A 16541-nucleotide genomic window follows, 5' to 3' on the forward strand; every position below is an offset into this window, starting at 1 on the left:
AAGAAATGCTATCCTTCCTGATCCTCGCGCTCGCCGGTCTCGCGGCGGGCGCTTTGAATGCGGTCGCGGGCGGCGGGACGTTCTTGTCCTTCCCCGCGCTTGTCTGGACCGGCGTGCCGCCGATCACCGCCAATGCCACCGCGACGCTGGCGGCCCTGCCCGGCTATCTGTCGAGCGCCTGGGCCTTCCGTCACGAGCTGCGCCACAAGGGGCCGATGGCGCTGCGCACGATCCTGATCGCCGCCGTCGCGGGCGGGTTCCTCGGCGCGCTCCTGCTGCTGATCACGCCCGAAAAACTGTTCGCCGGCGTGGTGCCGTGGCTTCTGCTGCTGGCGACGGCGGCGTTTGCCTTCGGGCCGATGCTGCTGAAGGCGCTGCAACGCTCTGGCCGCACGATGGGCGCCGTGTCCGCCTTCGCCCTGCTACTCGCGGTGACGGTCTACGGCGGCTATTTCAACGGCGGGCTCGGGATCATGCTGCTCGCCGCGCTCGGCCTGATTGGCTTCACCGATCTGCATGCGATGAACGGCCTGAAGAACCTCGTCTCGGCCGTGCTGTCGCTGGTCTCGGTCGTAACCTACGCGGTGGCGGGGCTGATCGACTGGCAGGCGGTTCTGGTGCTGGGCATCGCGAGCGCCGTCGGCGGCTACCTGGGCGCGCATCTGTCAAAGCGGATCACCAATATGGCGCTGCTGCGCGGCTTCATCATTGCGGTCGGGCTGGTGATGGCGGCGGTTTTCTTCGTACGCGGCTAACCCAGCCAGAGCGCCGAGCCGAACATCTTGCGCAACAGTCCCGTCTGACCGCTGACCCCGGCGCGGGCATAGATCTGCTTTGAGGTCGAGCGCGCGGTCTCCAGCGTCCAGCCAAGCCGCTCGGCCGCCTCGCGCAGGCTCGCCCCATCGCATAGAAGCGCCGCGAGCCGCGCCTCGGACCGGTTGAGATCTAGCGCCCCCGCGACACGCGCGACCGGCAGCGCCTCAGCCAGCGGCATGGCGCGCAGATGTCCGATCAGTGCAGGACTGCCCCGCCATCGCCCCGGCGCGAGTCGGAGCACGCCCTGCCCCTCAGGGCCAAGCGGGATCGGCCGGACGACCTCCCCGCCTTCCCCGAGTTTCGCGAGGCTCTGCCGAAAGCGCAGCGCGGCGTCGGGATCGGCGAATTCCGGGCGCGCGCCGATGCGCAGCCGCAGCCAACCTCCCGCATCGAATTCCGCCGCTACGCGCGGATCGAATTCCAGCACCGTACCCGCGGGCGTCAGGACCAACCACCCCGCGCCGAGCGCCGCCGTGGCCTCGGCATCGCGCGCGGCTCGCGCCCGCTCGCCGCCCAGCGCCTCGCGTATCATCACCGCCTGCCCCAGATGCGGCGCGAGCGTCGAGAGGGCCAACGCCTCCGCCGCGCGGAAATCCCGGTTCGGGCGCGCGATCATCAGCACCACGCGCCCCGCCCCCCCTGCCGCGACCTTCAGCGCCCGGAGCGGTTCGGGCCACGCCACTTCACCCGGCAGGTCGATCTGCGAATAGACACGATCCAGTCGCATCGGGTGGAGTCGCGCGGCGTCCGGCAAGGCGATCCTGCCGACCTGCCAGCCCGCGCCCTCCCACTCGGGCGCGAGAATCTGCACCGCCGCACCCTCGGCATGGGCGACCGAACAGAGCCGCTCGAGAAAGCGCACCCAGCCAGCCTTTCCCGCCTCGCTCGCCGCCGCGAAGAGCGCATTGATCAACAGTGTGTTCTCGGACTGCCCCAACATAAGCCGAATTTACCCCCCATTTGGGGGGTTATCCAGCAAAACCCGCCGCCTATATCTCGGAAAACCGCGATCAGACAGAGACCTCCCGCATGAACAAGACCCTGACTCACCTGCAGCGGCTCGAAGCCGAAAGCATTCACATCCTGCGCGAAGTCGTGGCCGAAGCCGACAATCCGGTCATGCTCTATTCCGTCGGCAAGGACAGCGCGGTGATGCTGCATCTCGCGAAGAAGGCCTTCTATCCGTCGCCGCCGCCCTTCCCGCTGATGCATGTCGACACGACGTGGAAATTCCAGGCGATGTACAACCTGCGCGACAAGGCCGCGAAGGATGCGGGGATGGAGCTGATCGTGCACCAGAACCCCGAGGCGAAGGCCAAGGGGATCAACCCGTTCGATCACGGCTCGCTGCATACCGACATGTGGAAGACAGAAGGTCTGAAACAGGCTCTGGACAAGCACGGCTTCGACGTGGCCTTCGGCGGCGCGCGCCGCGACGAGGAGAAATCCCGCGCGAAGGAACGCGTGTTCTCGTTCCGCTCGGCCAATCATCGCTGGGATCCGAAGAACCAGCGCCCCGAGCTCTGGCGTCTCTACAACGCCAAGAAAGCGAAGGGCGAGAGCGTCCGCGTCTTCCCGATCTCGAACTGGACCGAGCTGGACATCTGGCAATATATCCACCTCGAAGGGATCGAAATCGTCCCGCTCTATTTTTCGGCCCCGCGTCCGACGGTGGAACGCGACGGGCTGATCCTGATGGTCGACGACGACCGCTTCCCGCTGCGCGACGGCGAGGAGCCGGTGATGCGCTCGGTCCGCTTCCGCACTCTGGGCTGCTACCCGCTGACCGGCGCCGTCGAGAGCGAAGCGCAGACCCTTCCGGAAGTCATTCAGGAAATGCTGCTGACCACCACCTCCGAGCGTCAGGGCCGCGCGATCGACCACGATCAGAGCGCCTCGATGGAGAAGAAAAAGCAGGAAGGCTATTTCTGAGCCCTCCCCTCCCGAGCCGCACGCGCGCCTTCATTTCCACCCTATCAGGTGAGCCGACATGACGACCAACGATCCGATCTACAAGACCGACGCGCTGATTGCGCAGGATATCGACGCCTATCTCGAGGCGCATCAACACAAGACCATGCTGCGCTTCATCACCTGCGGCTCGGTCGATGACGGGAAATCGACGCTGATCGGGCGGCTGCTCTATGACAGCAAGATGATCTTCGAGGATCAGCTGGCCGCGCTGGAGGCCGACTCCAAGCGCGTCGGCACCCAAGGCCAGGAGATCGACTTCGCACTGCTGGTCGACGGGCTCGCTGCCGAGCGCGAACAGGGCATCACGATCGACGTGGCCTACCGCTTCTTCGCGACCGAGAAGCGCAAGTTCATCGTCGCGGACACCCCCGGCCACGAACAGTATACCCGCAACATGGTCACCGGTGCCTCGACCGCCGATCTGGCGGTGATCCTGATCGATGCGCGCAAGGGCGTACTGACCCAAACGCGGCGCCACTCCTACCTCGTTCACCAGCTCGGCATCCGCCATATCGTGCTGGCGGTGAACAAGATGGATCTGGTGGACTACGATCAGGCGACCTTCGACGAGATCGTGGCCGATTACCAAACCTTCGCCGACAGCATCGGCATCGAAGGCTTCACCGCGATCCCGATCTCGGGCTTCAAGGGCGACAACATCACCGGCCCGAGCGAGAATACCCCCTGGTACAAGGGGCCGTCGCTCCTACCCTATCTCGAAGCGGTCGAGGTGGACGTGACCTCCGATCAGGAGCGCCCCTTCCGGATGCCCGTGCAATGGGTGAACCGCCCCAACCTCGACTTCCGCGGCTTCTCGGGGCTGATCGCGTCGGGCACCGTGCGTCCGGGCGACGAGGTGCGCGTGCTGCCCTCGGGCAAAACCTCGAAAGTGGCGCGGATCGTCAGCTTGGAGGGCGACCGCGACATGGCGGTGGCGGGTGAATCCATCACGATCACGCTGGTCGACGAGATCGACTGCTCGCGCGGGCAGGTCATCGTCTCCGCGAAAGAACCGCTGGAAGTGGCCGACCAGTTCGAGACCACCATTGTCTGGATGGACGAGAACGAACTGCTGCCAGGCCGCGCCTATTGGCTTAAAATCGGCACGCAGACCGTCTCGGCGACCGTGCAGGAGCCGAAATACGAGGTGAACGTCAACACGCAGGAGCATCTGGCGACGAAGACGCTGGACCTGAACGCGATCGGCGTGGCCAACATCACCACCGACCGCGAGATCCCCTTCGCCCCCTATGCCGAGAACCGCGATCTGGGCGGGTTCATCCTGATCGACAAGATGACCAACCAGACTGCGGCTGCGGGCATGATCAACTTCGCGCTGCGCCGGGCCCAGAACATCCACTGGCAGGCGACCGATATCGGGCGCGAGCATCATGCCAACATGAAGCACCAGAAGCCGGCGGTGGTCTGGCTCACGGGCCTGTCGGGCTCGGGCAAATCCACGATCGCCAACATGGTCGAGAAGAAGCTGGCGCGGATGAACCGCCACACTTTCCTGCTCGATGGCGACAACGTGCGCCACGGCCTGAACAAGGATCTGGGCTTCACCGAGGCCGACCGCGTGGAAAACATCCGCCGCGTCGGCGAGGTCGCGAAGCTGATGACCGACGCGGGCCTCATAGTGGTCACGGCCTTCATCTCGCCCTTCCGCTCGGAGCGCGACATGGTGCGCGCAATGATGCAGCCGGGCGAATTCCTCGAAGTCTTCGTGGATACGCCGCTCGAAGTGGCCGAGGCGCGCGACGTGAAAGGGCTCTATGCCAAGGCGCGATCCGGCCAGCTGAAGAACTTCACCGGCATCGACTCGCCCTACGAGGCACCCGAGAACCCCGAGATGCGGATCGACACCACCGCGATCAGCCCCGAGGAAGCGGCGGAATTGATCCTCGCTCGGCTCATTCCGTAAGCGACGACAACGACTGCACCATTTCACGCGAACGTGCGGCCCTCCTGGGGGTTGCACGTTTTCGTTTTGGCCTTGACCTTGCTCGGGGGCGCGCCCCAACCTGCCCGAAATACCGCCAGCAGAAAGAAGCCCGAATGCCGATCGAAAACGTGCACTTCAGCGAACTCGAATTTTCCCGCCGGATCGCGCTCGTACGCGCGGCAATGGCGCAGCGCGAGATCGACATTCTCTTCATCACCAACCCGTCTAACCAGTTCTGGCTGACGGGCTATGACGGCTGGTCCTTCTACACCCATCAGGGCGTGATCCTGCCGATGGAGGGCGCCCCCTATTGGTGGGGCCGCTTCATGGATTCCAACGGCGCGCGCCGCACCGTCTGGATGGAGGAGGAAAACATCCTCCATTACAACGACGCGATGGTGCAATCCGACATCATGCACCCGATGGAAGACCTCGCCTCTCACCTGCGGATCATGGGCTACGGCAAGGCCCGGATCGGCGTCGAGATGGAGACCTATTTCTACACCGCGAAAGCGCATGCAGTCCTCTTCGAAGGGCTGCCCGAAGCGACGCTGCTCGATGCCTCTGTGCTGGTGAACTGGCAGCGCCTGATCAAATCCGACGAGGAGCTGCGTTTCATGCGCCGTGCCGCACGGATCTCCGAACTGGTGATCCAGCGTGCGGTGGAACTGGCCGAGCCGGGGCTGCGCAAGCATGATCTGGTCGGCGAATTGTACAAGACCGCCGTGCAGGGCGAGGAAGACAGCTGGGGCGATTATCCGGCCATCGTGCCGATGCTGCCCTCGGGCCCGGATGCCTCCGCGCCGCACCTGACATGGAACGGCGAGGCACTGAAAGCTGGCGAAGCGACCTTCGTCGAGCAATCCGGCTGCTACCGTCGCTATCACGCGCCGCTCTCGCGCACGATCTTTCTGGGCAAGCCCCCGCAGCATGTCCTAGATGCGAGCGAAGCGCTGACCGAAGGCCTCAACGCCGGGATCGAAGTCGCGCGTGCCGGGAACCGCGCCTGTGACATCGCCCGCGCACTGAACGTCGAGCTGGCCAAGGTCGGCATCGAACGCCCGAACCGCGCGGGTTACGCGGTGGGCTGCTCCTACCCGCCGGATTGGGGCGAGCATACCGTCTCGATCCGCGACACCGACGAGACGATCCTCGAGCCCGGCATGACCTTCCACTTCATGCCCGGCCTCTGGATGGATGACTGGGGGATGGAGACGACCGAGACCATCCTCATCACCGAGGACGGCCCCGCCGAGCCGCTGTGCAACATCGAGCGCAAACTGTTCGTCAAGGACTGAGCCGATGCGGATCGACACCACCCGCGCGATCCTCTCGGACCTGATCGCCTATCCGACGATATCGACCGACAGCAACCTGCCGATCATCCACTACATCGCGGACCGGCTGGAAACCGTCGGCGCGGCGGTAGAGGTCATGGTCGACGAGAGCGGCCACAAGGCGAACCTTTTCGCGACGCTGGGCGAGGCAGGCGATGGCGGGCTGGTGCTGTCGGGCCATTCGGACGTGGTACCGGTCACCGATCAGGACTGGACCAGCGATCCTTTCACCATGACCGAGCGCGACGGCAAGCTATACGGGCGCGGCGCCTGCGACATGAAAGGCTTCATCGCCGCCTGTCTCGGCTCGCTCGATCTGCTGGCCGAGGCCGCGAAAACCCGCCCGATCCATTTCGCCTTCACCCATGACGAGGAAGTCGGCTGTCTGGGCGCGCAGGAACTGGTGAAGCTGCTGGCGAAACGCCCGGTCAAACCGGCGCTGTGCATCATCGGAGAGCCGACTTCGATGCAGGTCTTCGACGGCAACAAGGGCTGCTGCGAATATACCGTGCGCTTCGAGGGGCTGCCGGGCCATAGCTCCGCGCCTGAGAAGGGCGTGAACGCGGTCGAATACGCTGTGCGCTACATCAACCGCCTATTCGAGCTGCGCGCTGAGCTGATCAAACGCTGCCCCGAAGGGTCGCGCTTCGATCCGCCGCAGACGACGCTCAACGTAGGCGCGCTGAAAGGCGGCATTTCTCATAACGTGATCGCGCCGCGCGCCGAACTGGCCTGGGAGATGCGCCCGATCAATGCCGCTGACATGGATTTCGTCAAAGCCGAGATCGCGAGCTACGTCGAAGACACGCTGCTGCCCGAGATGCGCGCCATCGCGCCGGAAGCCGCGATCTCCACCGAGACCATCGGCGAGGTCGTGGGGCTCGAGCCGATGGACGACAACGCCGCGCGCGATCTGGTCTTCGCGCTGACCGGGCAGAACCACGCAGGCTGCGTTGCTTTCAACACCGAGGCCGGGCTGTTCCAGTCGCTCGGAATGGACGCGGTGATCTGCGGGCCCGGCTCGATCGAGCAGGCCCATAAGGCCGACGAGTTCGTCTCGCTCGAGCAGATGGATCAGGCGCTGACGATGTTGGGCAAGCTCGCCAGCGCCCGGAACTGAGTGCGCCTGGCCGCCTCTCCGATCAGTTCAGGCGCTTGCCGGTTTTCGGATCAAAGAGATGCAGATCCTCGGCGTTCACCGACAGCCGCACCTGCCCCACCGCCTGCTTCTCCATATGCACGCCCGGCAGCGCTGCGGTCATCGGCTCGCCGCGCCCTTCCAGCGTTCCGTGCAGAAGCGTATTCGCCCCTAGCGGTTCGGACAGGGTAACATTCAGCGTCAGCGGGCCATTGTCATCGGGATGCAGGTGTTCGGGCCGAATCCCGAGGCTGACGGGGCGATCGGGCAGATCGGTCGGCCCGAGCGTCACATGGCCCAGCATCACCCGCCCGCCGCGCACCTCGGCATCGATGACGTTCATCGACGGGCTGCCGATGAACTGCGCCGCGAAGATGGTCACGGGGCGCTCATAGACTTCGAGCGGGGTGCCGATCTGCTCGGCCACGCCGCCGTTCATCACGATCATCCGGTCGGCCATGGTCATCGCCTCGACCTGATCATGGGTCACGTAAAGCGCGGTCACGCCGAGCTTGCGCTGCAGCTCGCGGATTTCGACGCGCATCTGCACCCGCAGCTTGGCATCGAGGTTGGACAGCGGTTCGTCGAACAGGAAGACCGACGGCTCGCGCACGATGGCGCGGCCCATCGCGACCCGCTGACGCTGCCCGCCGGACAGTTCGCGCGGCTTTCGCTCGAGATAGTCCGACAGCTGCAACAGCTTCGCGGCCTCATCGACGCGGCGCTTGATCTCGGACTTCGACATGCCCGCGATCTTCAGCCCGTAGCCCATGTTCTGGCGCACCGACATATGCGGGTAGAGCGCGTAGTTCTGGAACACCATCGCGATATCGCGATCCATCGGCTCGCGCTCGTTCACGCGGGCCTCGCCGATGCGAATCTCACCCTCTGAGATACTCTCCAGCCCCGCGACCATGCGCAACAGCGTCGATTTCCCGCAGCCGGAGGGACCGACGATGACGATGAATTCGCCGTCCTGGATGTCGATCGAGACCCCATGCAGCACCTCGGTCTTGCCGAAACGTTTCTTGATATTTTCGAGTTCAACGGTCGCCATTGTCTGCCCTTATTTCTCGCTGTCCACGAGACCGCGAATGAAGAGTTTCTGCATCGAGATCACCACGATCACCGGCGGGATCATCGCGAGGATGGAGGTCGCCATGATGACCGGCCAATCGGCGATATCGTCGCCCGACGGGAACATCTGCTTGAGCCCCATGACGATCGTGTTCATCTCGGGATTTGTGGTGATGAGGAGCGGCCAGAGATACTGGTTCCAGCCGTAGATGAAGAGGATCACGAAGAGCGCCGCGATATTCGTGCGGCTCATCGGCAGCAGGATATCGAAGAAGAAGCGCATCGGACGCGCGCCATCGACTCGGGCGGCCTCTGCCAGCTCGTCCGGCACCGTCAGGAAGAACTGCCGGAACAGGAAGGTCGCCGTCGCCGACGCGATCAGAGGCAGGATCAGGCCGGAATAGCTGTTGAGCATCCCGAAGCCCGCGACCACCTCGTAGGTCGGCACGATTCGCACCTCGACCGGCAGCATCAGCGTGATGAAGATCATCCAGAAGAAGAAGCGCCGTCCCGGAAAGCGGAAATAGACGATCGCGAAGGCCGACAGGAGCGAGATCGCGATCTTTCCGAGCGCGATCCCCAGCGCCATCACCAGCGAGTTCACCAGCATCGTCGCGACCGGCACATTCACCCCGGAGAACAGCGCATCCGAGTAGTTCTCGATCAGGTGCGAGCCCGGCATCACCGGCATCGGCGCCTGCGCGATCTCCTGCTGGGTATGGGTCGAGGCCACGAAGGCCAGCCAGATCGGGAAGAAGATCACCAGTACGCCCGCGATCATCAGCATATGGGTCAGCCACAGGCCGGAGCCGCGTTTTTCCACCATGCCCGGGGGCGGTTCGTTGTGCATGTCAGCCATCAGTAATGCACCCGCTTCTCGACGAATTTGAATTGCAGCACCGTCAGGAAGCCCACGACCACCAGCAGCACCACGGATTGCGCGGCAGAGCTTCCGAGATCCTGACCCACGAAGCCATCGGCGTAGACCTTGTAGACCAGGATCGTGGTCGCCTGTTGCGGCCCGCCGGAGGTGATCGTGTGGATCACGCCGAAGGTCTCGAAGAAGGCGTAGACGATATTGACGACCAGCAGAAAGAAGGTCGTGGGCGACAGGAGCGGCAGCACGATCGTGAAGAAGCGCCGCCAGAACCGCGCCCCGTCGATCGCCGCCGCCTCGATCACCGATTTCGGCACCGCTTGCAGCGCCGCGAAATAGAACAGGAAGTTATAGCTGATGCGGCCCCATGCCGACGCCACGACGACGAGGCCCATCGCCTCGTTCTCGTTGAGCACATGGTTCCAGTCATAACCCATCTGGTTGAGATAGAAGGCGACCACACCGATCCGCGTGTTGAACATGAAGAGCCATAGCACACCGGCCACCGCGGGCGCGACCGCGTAGGGCCAGATCAGAAGCGTGCGGTAAGTTCCCGCCCCTTTCACCAGCCGATCCGCCAGCACCGCGAGGAACAGCGCCGGGATCATCGAGACCAGTGTCACAAGGGTCGAGAACACCGCCGTCGTCACAAAAGACGCGCGATAATAGGGGTCGTTGAACAGGTATTCGAAATTGCCGAGGCCCACATATTGCATCGACAGGCCGAACGGATCGGGGATGAACAGCGATTGCCACACCGCCTCGCCCGCCGGGTAGAAGAAGAACACGGCCGAGATGATCAACTGCGGCGCGAGCAGCAGCATCGGCAAGAGCCAGCCCTTGAAGGTTACGCGTTTTTCCATATCGGGATCGGGGCCTTAGAATAGAAATAGCCGCGGGCAGGGTTCTCCCCGCCCGCGGCTGGATTTGGGTTAGCGGTTGGCTTGCTCGAAGCGGCGCAGCAGCTGGTTGCCACGCTCCACCGCGTTGTCGAGCGCGTCTTGCGCTGTCTTGTCACCGGCCCAGACAGCCTCCAGTTCCTCGTCGATGATGCCGCGGATCTGGTCGAAGTTGCCCAGACGGATGCCCTTCGAATTCTCGGTCGGCGCATTCGCGGTCATCTGCTTCACGGCCACGTCAGTGCCGGGGTTCTTCTCGTAGAAGCCCTGCTCACGGGTCAGCTCGGCCGCGGCCTTGGTGATCGGCAGGTAGCCGGTATCCTGGTGCCACTTCGCCTGCACTTCCGGCGACGAGAGGTAGTTCAGGAATTCAGCGACGCCCTTGTAGTGGTCGTCATCCTTGCCAGCCATGACCCAGAGCGAGGCGCCCCCGATGATGGTGTTCTGCGGCGCACCGTCGACGTCACCCCAATAGGGCAGCGGGTGCACTTCGAAGTTGAACTTGGCTTCGGACTTGATGCCCGCGTAACCGGCCGAGCTCTCGGTGAAGAGCGCGCAGGTGCCGGCACGGAAATCGGCACCGCCTTCGTTGCGGCGGCCCTTGTAGACGAACTCGCCCTTCTTGGCCCAGTCACCCAGCGTCTGGATGTGCTTGACCTGAACGGGGCCGTTGAACTCCAGCTTCGCGTCGAGACCGGCGAAGCCGTTCTCCTGGCTCGCGAAGGGCACGTTGTGATAGGCCGAGAGGTTCTCGAGCTGGATCCAGCTCTGCCAGGCGGTGGTCATCGGGCAATCGACGCCCGCTTCCTTCAGCTGGTCGAGCACTTTGCCGACATCTTCCCAGGTAGTCAGCGGCGCATCCTTGGCGACGCCTGCCTTGTCGAGCATGTCGCGGTTGACCCAGAGAACCGGCGTCGAGGAGTTGAAGGGCAGCGACAGCATCTTGCCGTCGGTGGTGGTGTAGTAGCCCTTCACCGCGCCGATGTAATCGTCGGGATTGAAGTCCACGCCGGCGTCTTCCATCACCTGGTAGACCGGCTTGATCGCGCCCTTGGCGGCCATCATCGTCGCCGTGCCGACCTCGAACACCATCAGGATGTCGGGCTGTTCCCCGGCGCGGAACGCGGCGATCCCGGCGTTCAGCGTTTCCGAGTAGTTGCCCTTGTTAGTCGCCACGACCTCATACTGGTCCTGGCTGGCATTGAAGTCCTTTACCTGCTGATCGACGAGCTCGCCGAGACGGCCGGTAAAGGCGTGCCAGAACTGGATTTCCGTTGCTGCATTGGCCGTGAAGGGCGCAATGAGCGAGGCCGACGCAAGCGCCGCACCGAGTGCAAAATTCTTCATGTCTTCCTCCCATATGTAGCGGGATTCATTGTTGGATGGATCTGAGGCCCCGTGCGAAGCCTCCGCGCTACGCGGCGTAGTGTGCGGATGTAACAGGAACAAAACAAGAGAGTGATTTCGGTTTCGCTTTGCCTCTCGGTCGCGCGATCCAGCGCGGTACGGCGGCTTCTCAGCCCTTTCCTGCTAAGCTTTTTCGAGATTCCTCGAAGTTTTGCATGACGCTAGATCACGACTTTGTGAAGCGCATTTTTGCGCGATTCGATCGAAACCGAACAAAAACCGACAGTCGCGCGAAACACACGATTACGATCAGCTTTCCTCGCGGCGCTTTCCCGAATCCCTTAGATTCGCCAAATCATTGAAATGGTTCAACTCGGTCCGGATCATCGTTCGCCGCCTGATCGACTGCCTCACCTTCTTCTACGAGATGCGCCTGAGGGAGATGGACCGTATCGCGCAGGCCAATCAACCGCCGTATCGAAAATCACGCACATGCGCGGGCATCTCGACACCGTCGAGATTGCGCGGATCGGGGATCGGGTCGCCCACCTCCATACGGATCGGGATTACCCCGGCCCAGATCGGCAGCGCGTAATCCTCCTCGTCGTCACTCGGCCCGCCGGTGCGGATCTTCGCCGCGCCCTCGGTGATCTCCATCCCCAGCACGGTCGTCGCCTTCAGATCCTGTTCGTGGTCTGGGCGCAGCGTCTCGTAGCGGCCCGGATAGAGATGGTTCACGAAATTTCCGAGCTTTTGCAGCTTCTCCGCCGGATCCTCCACCTTGAACGCAACGCCAAAGAGCATGACCGAGCGCGTGTTCAGCGAATGATGCATGCCAGAGCGCGCCAGAACCAAACCATCGAGGATCGAGACCGTCAGACAGACCTCTGTCTCCTTTTGACTGCGCAGCGCGCGGCTCGCGGAAGAGCCATGCCAATAGACGTGATCGCCTTCGCGCCATTGCATCGTCGGCGTCACGTAGGGCTTGCCGTCCCGGACATAGCCCACATGGCACATCGGCTGCGCGTCGAGGATCGTGTTGATGCTGTCGCGGTCGAAATGGCCGCGCTCATGCAGGCGGCGCAGGCGGGAACGGTCGGTTACAGGGAGGGTCTCGGTCATGGTCTGCCTCATGTCTGACTTGTGCCCTCAGCGATAGCGGCCTACTGGATCGGAAAACATGTCCAGTTTCGCAAAAATGCAGCAGTCCAATTTAAACACCGCCCTGTTTGGTCTCTCGCTGGATCGAAACTCCGGTCTGCCGCTGCATGCGCAACTGACCCATGTCCTGCGCGAGATGCTGCGCGCCGATCCCGCCGCAGCCGGAGAGCGCCTGCCGCCAAGCCGCGCATTGGCCGAGGAGCTGTCGGTCTCGCGCATGACAGTGACCACCGCCTATGATCAGCTGATCGCCGAGGGCTACCTGAGCACCCGCCCCGGCGGCGGCACCTATGTCGCCGAGGACCTGCCCCATCTCGTTCCTCCTACCCCGCGAAAAGCATCAAGGGCCGCGCAAGGGGCGCCTCCGCCAGCTTGGCTGCCCTTCCAGCCCGGCCTGCCCGATCAGGCGCTGTTCCCGCGCAGGCTTTGGGCGCGCCACCTCGAGCGCGCGTGGCGCACCCCCGATCCCACCCTTCTGGACCGGCCCGACCCGTTCGGCTGGCCGCCGCTGCGGCTGGCGATCCGCGACCACCTCGCGGCGTGGCGCGGCCTCGATTGCGCGCCGGAACAAGTGGTGATTACCGGCGGCGCATGGGACGGGTTCGACCTGATCGCGCGTAGTGCGATCGCCCCCGGCGGGCTGATCGCGACCGAGGATCCCGGCTGGGCGACGATGGGCCATGTGCTGGCCTCCAGCGGCCTCAACGAGCACCCGGTGCGGATCGACGCCGAAGGGCTGGACCCGGTACATCTGCCGCCCAGCACCCGCGCCGTCATCATCACCCCCTCGCGCCATTTCCCGACCGGGGCAGCGATGCCGCTCACGCGCAGGCTGACGCTTCTTGACTGGGCGCGTGACCATGATGCGCTGATCGTCGAGGATGATTATGACAGCGAATTCCGTTATCGCGGCCAGCCCCTGCCCGCGCTGGCGGGGCTCGACGGGCTGCAGCGCGTGATCTACATGGGCAGCTTCTCGAAACTGCTCAGCCCGGCGCTGCGGATCGGCTATATCGTGCTGCCCGAGCGGCTTGTCGGGCCGATGCGGGCGGCGATCGACGCGACGGGGCCGCGGGTTTCGATGGTACCGCAACCGGCGCTGGCGAGCTTCATGGCGAGCGGCGAATTCGCGACCCATCTACGGCGGATGCGGCGCCATTACGCGAAACGGCAGCGCCACCTTCTGAACGCGCTGACAGGGCTCGACGAGTACCTCCGGTTCCAGCCCGATCCGTCGGGAATGCATCTCTGCGCGGGTCTCGGTCCGGCGCTCGTGCCCGCCGGCGACCGCGCGATATCCGAGCGCGCGAAGGCGGCCGGTCTTACCCTGCGCGCTCTGTCGTCGCACGCCCGCCTGCCCGACCCGCCGCAAGGCGTCCTGCTTGGGTACGCGGGTTTCGACGAACCGACGCTAAGCGCCGCAGCAGAGAAGCTGCGGGCACTTCTGACGTCGCTTCCATGACCGCCGACCTCGCAACTCACAACAGGGTGACCTTACGTCGAGAAAGCACTCGCCCTCTTGGCAAGCCCGCGCCGTTTGCCAAAACTAACGCGCGAGTAAAAAACGGGCGCGTGACTTGATCCAAGCGCACGGGAGCGGAGGACAGGATGCGCGGATGGAAAGCGGTGCTCGGCGGGATTGGCCTGCTTGTCATGGCGGCTGTGATTTACGCGATCATCGTGCCTCCGGAACTGCTACGCGTCGGCGCGGGCTATAGCGCGAAGATTACCTGCTCGGCGCTGGTCCTGCAGGACCGCGACCCCGACGAGGTTCTCGAAACCGATGTGCAGGCGCCAGGCAATCCGCTGCTGCGCGCCTTCTGGGTCAGCCCCGATCGTCGGGCGGGCCGCGTCTGGGCGGCTTTCGCCGGGATCATCGCGCCCACGATAGCGGAGCAACGCATGGGCCTCGGTTGCGCGACCTTCCCCGACGGCGATCTGGCCGACGCCCCCGAACAGGCCGCCCCGCCCGCGCCGGGACCGAGCAAGAGCGTCGCTCTCTGGCCCGCGGGATCGAAGACCGAACTGACGGGGCAAGGCCGCTTTGCCGATGTCTTGCAAAACGATGCGCTGACCGGGCCGGGGATGCGCGCGGTGGTGGTGATCAAGGACGGTCATCTCGTGGCCGAGCGCTACGGCGATGGCTTCGATGCGAAGACACCGCTTCTGGGCTGGTCGATGACGAAGACCGTCACCGCCGCCCTTGTCGGCACCGCGATCGAGGCGGGCAAGCTGCGGATGGATCAAAGCGATCTACTGCCCGAATGGCAGGGCGACGACCGGGCGAAGATCACTGTCGCGCAGCTGATGTCGATGTCGAGCGGGCTGCATTTCAACGAGGATTACGGTGACGTCTCGGACGTGACGCGGATGCTCTACCTCGAGCCGGACATGGCGAAGTTCGCAGCGTCGCAGCCGCTCGATCATCCGCCCGGTACGCATTTCAGCTATTCCAGCGGCACTGCAGTCCTGCTGTCGCGCATCTGGCAAAACGCGGTGGGCGACACCTCCACCGCGCTCGCTTGGCCGCGCCGCAAGCTGTTCGGTCCGCTCGGTATGAACTCGGCCACGCTCGAGACCGACGCCTCCGGAACCTTCGTCGGTAGCTCCTACCTCTACGCGACCGCGCGGGACTGGGCGCGTTTCGGACAGTTCCTGCTTCAGGACGGCCAATGGGAGGGGCGGCAATTGCTGTCCGCCGCGTTCGTAAAGCGGATGCATGCGCCCGCGCCGACCGACGGGGTCTATGCGCAGGGCATGATCTGGCTCGCCGGGCCGAGCGATCAGCAGAAAGCGGGCGATGATGCGCGGTTCGGCCTGCCCGCCGACACCTATTGGCTCGAGGGGCATGACGGGCAGACTGTCACCGTGATCCCCTCGGCCGATATGGTCGTGGTGCGGATGGGGCTGACGCCGTCGGACCTGAACTACCGCCCGCAGAAGCTGGTGGCAGCATTGCTGGAGGCGGCAAAGACCACCACTCAGGCCTCGTCGAACATCCCTTCGAACAGCGCCGAAGACAGGTAACGCTCGCCCGAATCCGGCAGCACGACGACGATGGTCTTGCCCGCATTCTCCGGTTCGCGCGCAAGGCGCAGGGCTGCCGCAGCCGCCGCGCCGCAGGAGATCCCTGCCAATATGCCCTCTTCGCGCGCCAGCCGCCGGGCGGTCTCGACAGCCTCATCATTGCTGACCTGCTCGATCCGGTCCACCAGATCCATGTCGAGCACCTTTGGCACGAAGCCTGCGCCGATGCCCTGAATCTTGTGAGGACCGGGGTGCAGCGCCTCGCCCGCGCGGGCCTGCGTCAGAACCGGGCTCGCCTCGGGCTCGACCGCGACCGAGATCAGCGGCAGGCCCTTCTCCTGCTTCAGGTAGCGCGAGACACCAGTGATCGTGCCGCCCGTGCCGACGCCCGCGACGAAGATATCGACCACACCATCGGTATCCTCGAAGATCTCCGGGCCGGTAGTCTTCTCGTGAATCTCGGGGTTCGCGGGGTTGTTGAACTGCTGCAGCAACACGTAGCGGTCGGGATCGGAGGCCGCGATCTCCTCGGCCTTGGCGATCGCCCCCTTCATGCCCTGCGCGCCTTCGGTGAGCACCAGCTTCGCGCCATAGGCCAGCAGAAGCTTGCGCCGCTCGATGCTCATCGTGTCGGGCATGGTCAGCGTGATCGGGATACCGCGCGACGCGGCGACGAAGGCCAGCGCGATCCCCGTGTTGCCCGAGGTCGGCTCGACGATCTCCTTGCCGGGGCCGAGCACGCCGCGCTCCTCCGCGTCCCAGATCATGTTCGCCCCAACGCGACACTTCACCGACCACGCCGGGTTGCGCCCTTCGATCTTGGCCAGAACGGTCGCGCCCGCGCCCTCCGTCATGCGGTTGAGCCGCACCAGCGGCGTGTTTCCGATGCTGAGCGAGTTATCCTCGTAAATCCGTGCCATGCGCGCGCTCCCTTTCAGCCTGC

Annotated in this window: 14 protein-coding genes; 7 read left to right on the top strand and 7 right to left on the bottom strand. The window is 64.4% G+C overall.

Annotation, left to right across the window (positions count from 1 at the left end; genetic code table 11):
* Positions 1-5 precede the first annotated feature (5 nt).
* Positions 6-755, top strand: coding sequence for a sulfite exporter TauE/SafE family protein (locus B6V76_RS09445; RefSeq protein WP_088727293.1), 750 nt, complete (start codon positions 6-8; stop codon positions 753-755).
* Here B6V76_RS09445 and B6V76_RS09450 read toward each other — a convergent pair.
* Positions 752-1729 (bottom strand): helix-turn-helix transcriptional regulator, encoded by a 978-nt coding sequence (locus B6V76_RS09450; RefSeq protein ID WP_141104906.1) that lies wholly within the window; start codon positions 1727-1729, stop codon positions 752-754. The genes B6V76_RS09445 and B6V76_RS09450 overlap by 4 nt on opposite strands.
* Positions 1730-1809: 80 nt before the next feature.
* Here B6V76_RS09450 and cysD point away from each other — a divergent pair, with 80 nt between their 5' ends.
* From cysD to argE, 4 genes are all read left to right on the top strand, one after another.
* Positions 1810-2748, top strand: coding sequence for a sulfate adenylyltransferase subunit CysD (cysD, locus tag B6V76_RS09455; RefSeq protein ID WP_075774335.1), 939 nt, complete (start codon positions 1810-1812; stop codon positions 2746-2748).
* A gap of 58 nt (positions 2749-2806) precedes the next feature.
* Positions 2807-4714 (top strand): sulfate adenylyltransferase subunit CysN, encoded by a 1908-nt coding sequence (gene cysN, locus B6V76_RS09460; RefSeq protein ID WP_075774147.1) that lies wholly within the window; start codon positions 2807-2809, stop codon positions 4712-4714.
* A gap of 134 nt (positions 4715-4848) precedes the next feature.
* The gene (locus B6V76_RS09465) at positions 4849-6033 is read left to right on the top strand and encodes a M24 family metallopeptidase (RefSeq protein ID WP_075774146.1); all 1185 of its coding nucleotides are present in this window, start codon (positions 4849-4851) and stop codon (positions 6031-6033) included.
* Positions 6034-6037: 4 nt separating this feature from the next.
* Positions 6038-7192: an acetylornithine deacetylase gene (gene argE, locus B6V76_RS09470; RefSeq protein WP_088727295.1), complete on the top strand. Its 1155-nt coding sequence runs from the start codon at positions 6038-6040 to the stop codon at positions 7190-7192.
* A 22-nt stretch (positions 7193-7214) separates the two neighbouring features.
* Here argE and ugpC read toward each other — a convergent pair whose 3' ends face one another.
* From ugpC to B6V76_RS09495, 5 genes are all read right to left on the bottom strand, one after another.
* Positions 7215-8267: a sn-glycerol-3-phosphate ABC transporter ATP-binding protein UgpC gene (gene ugpC, locus B6V76_RS09475; protein WP_075774144.1), complete on the bottom strand. Its 1053-nt coding sequence runs from the start codon at positions 8265-8267 to the stop codon at positions 7215-7217.
* A 9-nt stretch (positions 8268-8276) separates the two neighbouring features.
* Positions 8277-9113 carry a sn-glycerol-3-phosphate ABC transporter permease UgpE gene (ugpE, locus tag B6V76_RS09480; protein ID WP_088727460.1) on the bottom strand — a complete coding sequence of 279 codons (837 nt, stop codon included), beginning with the start codon at positions 9111-9113 and terminating at the stop codon, positions 8277-8279.
* Between the two features lie 32 nt (positions 9114-9145).
* Positions 9146-10027: a sn-glycerol-3-phosphate ABC transporter permease UgpA gene (ugpA, locus tag B6V76_RS09485; protein WP_088719653.1), complete on the bottom strand. Its 882-nt coding sequence runs from the start codon at positions 10025-10027 to the stop codon at positions 9146-9148.
* A gap of 69 nt (positions 10028-10096) precedes the next feature.
* Positions 10097-11410: a sn-glycerol-3-phosphate ABC transporter substrate-binding protein UgpB gene (gene ugpB, locus B6V76_RS09490; protein WP_075774142.1), complete on the bottom strand. Its 1314-nt coding sequence runs from the start codon at positions 11408-11410 to the stop codon at positions 10097-10099.
* Positions 11411-11875: 465 nt separating this feature from the next.
* Positions 11876-12532: a pyridoxamine 5'-phosphate oxidase family protein gene (locus B6V76_RS09495; RefSeq protein ID WP_199224613.1), complete on the bottom strand. Its 657-nt coding sequence runs from the start codon at positions 12530-12532 to the stop codon at positions 11876-11878.
* Between the two features lie 58 nt (positions 12533-12590).
* On the opposite strand from B6V76_RS09495, the gene B6V76_RS09500 reads away from it, so the two are divergent.
* Positions 12591-14033, top strand: coding sequence for a PLP-dependent aminotransferase family protein (locus B6V76_RS09500; RefSeq protein ID WP_088727296.1), 1443 nt, complete (start codon positions 12591-12593; stop codon positions 14031-14033).
* Between the two features lie 146 nt (positions 14034-14179).
* Positions 14180-15598 carry a serine hydrolase gene (locus B6V76_RS09505; protein ID WP_088727297.1) on the top strand — a complete coding sequence of 473 codons (1419 nt, stop codon included), beginning with the start codon at positions 14180-14182 and terminating at the stop codon, positions 15596-15598.
* On the opposite strand, the gene cysK is transcribed toward B6V76_RS09505, so the two are convergent.
* Positions 15553-16518 carry a cysteine synthase A gene (gene cysK, locus B6V76_RS09510; protein WP_088727298.1) on the bottom strand — a complete coding sequence of 322 codons (966 nt, stop codon included), beginning with the start codon at positions 16516-16518 and terminating at the stop codon, positions 15553-15555. The two genes, B6V76_RS09505 and cysK, sit on opposite strands and share 46 nt — an antisense overlap.
* Positions 16519-16541 lie beyond the last annotated feature (23 nt).

This window comes from Thioclava sp. IC9, assembly GCF_002213225.1.
GTDB lineage: Bacteria > Pseudomonadota > Alphaproteobacteria > Rhodobacterales > Rhodobacteraceae > Thioclava > Thioclava nitratireducens.

Excerpts from the sequence above, each read along its gene's own strand:
- B6V76_RS09445 (WP_088727293.1), top strand. The coding sequence starts at position 6 with ATGCTATCCTTCCTGATCCTCGCGCTCGCCGGTCTCGCGGCGGGCGCT.
- cysN (WP_075774147.1), top strand. The coding sequence starts at position 2,807 with ATGACGACCAACGATCCGATCTACAAGACCGACGCGCTGATTGCGCAG.
- B6V76_RS09465 (WP_075774146.1), top strand. The coding sequence starts at position 4,849 with ATGCCGATCGAAAACGTGCACTTCAGCGAACTCGAATTTTCCCGCCGG.
- argE (WP_088727295.1), top strand. The coding sequence starts at position 6,038 with ATGCGGATCGACACCACCCGCGCGATCCTCTCGGACCTGATCGCCTAT.
- ugpC (WP_075774144.1), bottom strand. The coding sequence starts at position 8,267 with ATGGCGACCGTTGAACTCGAAAATATCAAGAAACGTTTCGGCAAGACC.
- ugpE (WP_088727460.1), bottom strand. The coding sequence starts at position 9,113 with ATGGTGGAAAAACGCGGCTCCGGCCTGTGGCTGACCCATATGCTGATG.
- ugpA (WP_088719653.1), bottom strand. The coding sequence starts at position 10,027 with ATGGAAAAACGCGTAACCTTCAAGGGCTGGCTCTTGCCGATGCTGCTG.
- ugpB (WP_075774142.1), bottom strand. The coding sequence starts at position 11,410 with ATGAAGAATTTTGCACTCGGTGCGGCGCTTGCGTCGGCCTCGCTCATT.
- B6V76_RS09495 (WP_199224613.1), bottom strand. The coding sequence starts at position 12,532 with ATGACCGAGACCCTCCCTGTAACCGACCGTTCCCGCCTGCGCCGCCTG.
- B6V76_RS09500 (WP_088727296.1), top strand. The coding sequence starts at position 12,591 with ATGTCCAGTTTCGCAAAAATGCAGCAGTCCAATTTAAACACCGCCCTG.
- B6V76_RS09505 (WP_088727297.1), top strand. The coding sequence starts at position 14,180 with ATGCGCGGATGGAAAGCGGTGCTCGGCGGGATTGGCCTGCTTGTCATG.
- cysK (WP_088727298.1), bottom strand. The coding sequence starts at position 16,518 with ATGGCACGGATTTACGAGGATAACTCGCTCAGCATCGGAAACACGCCG.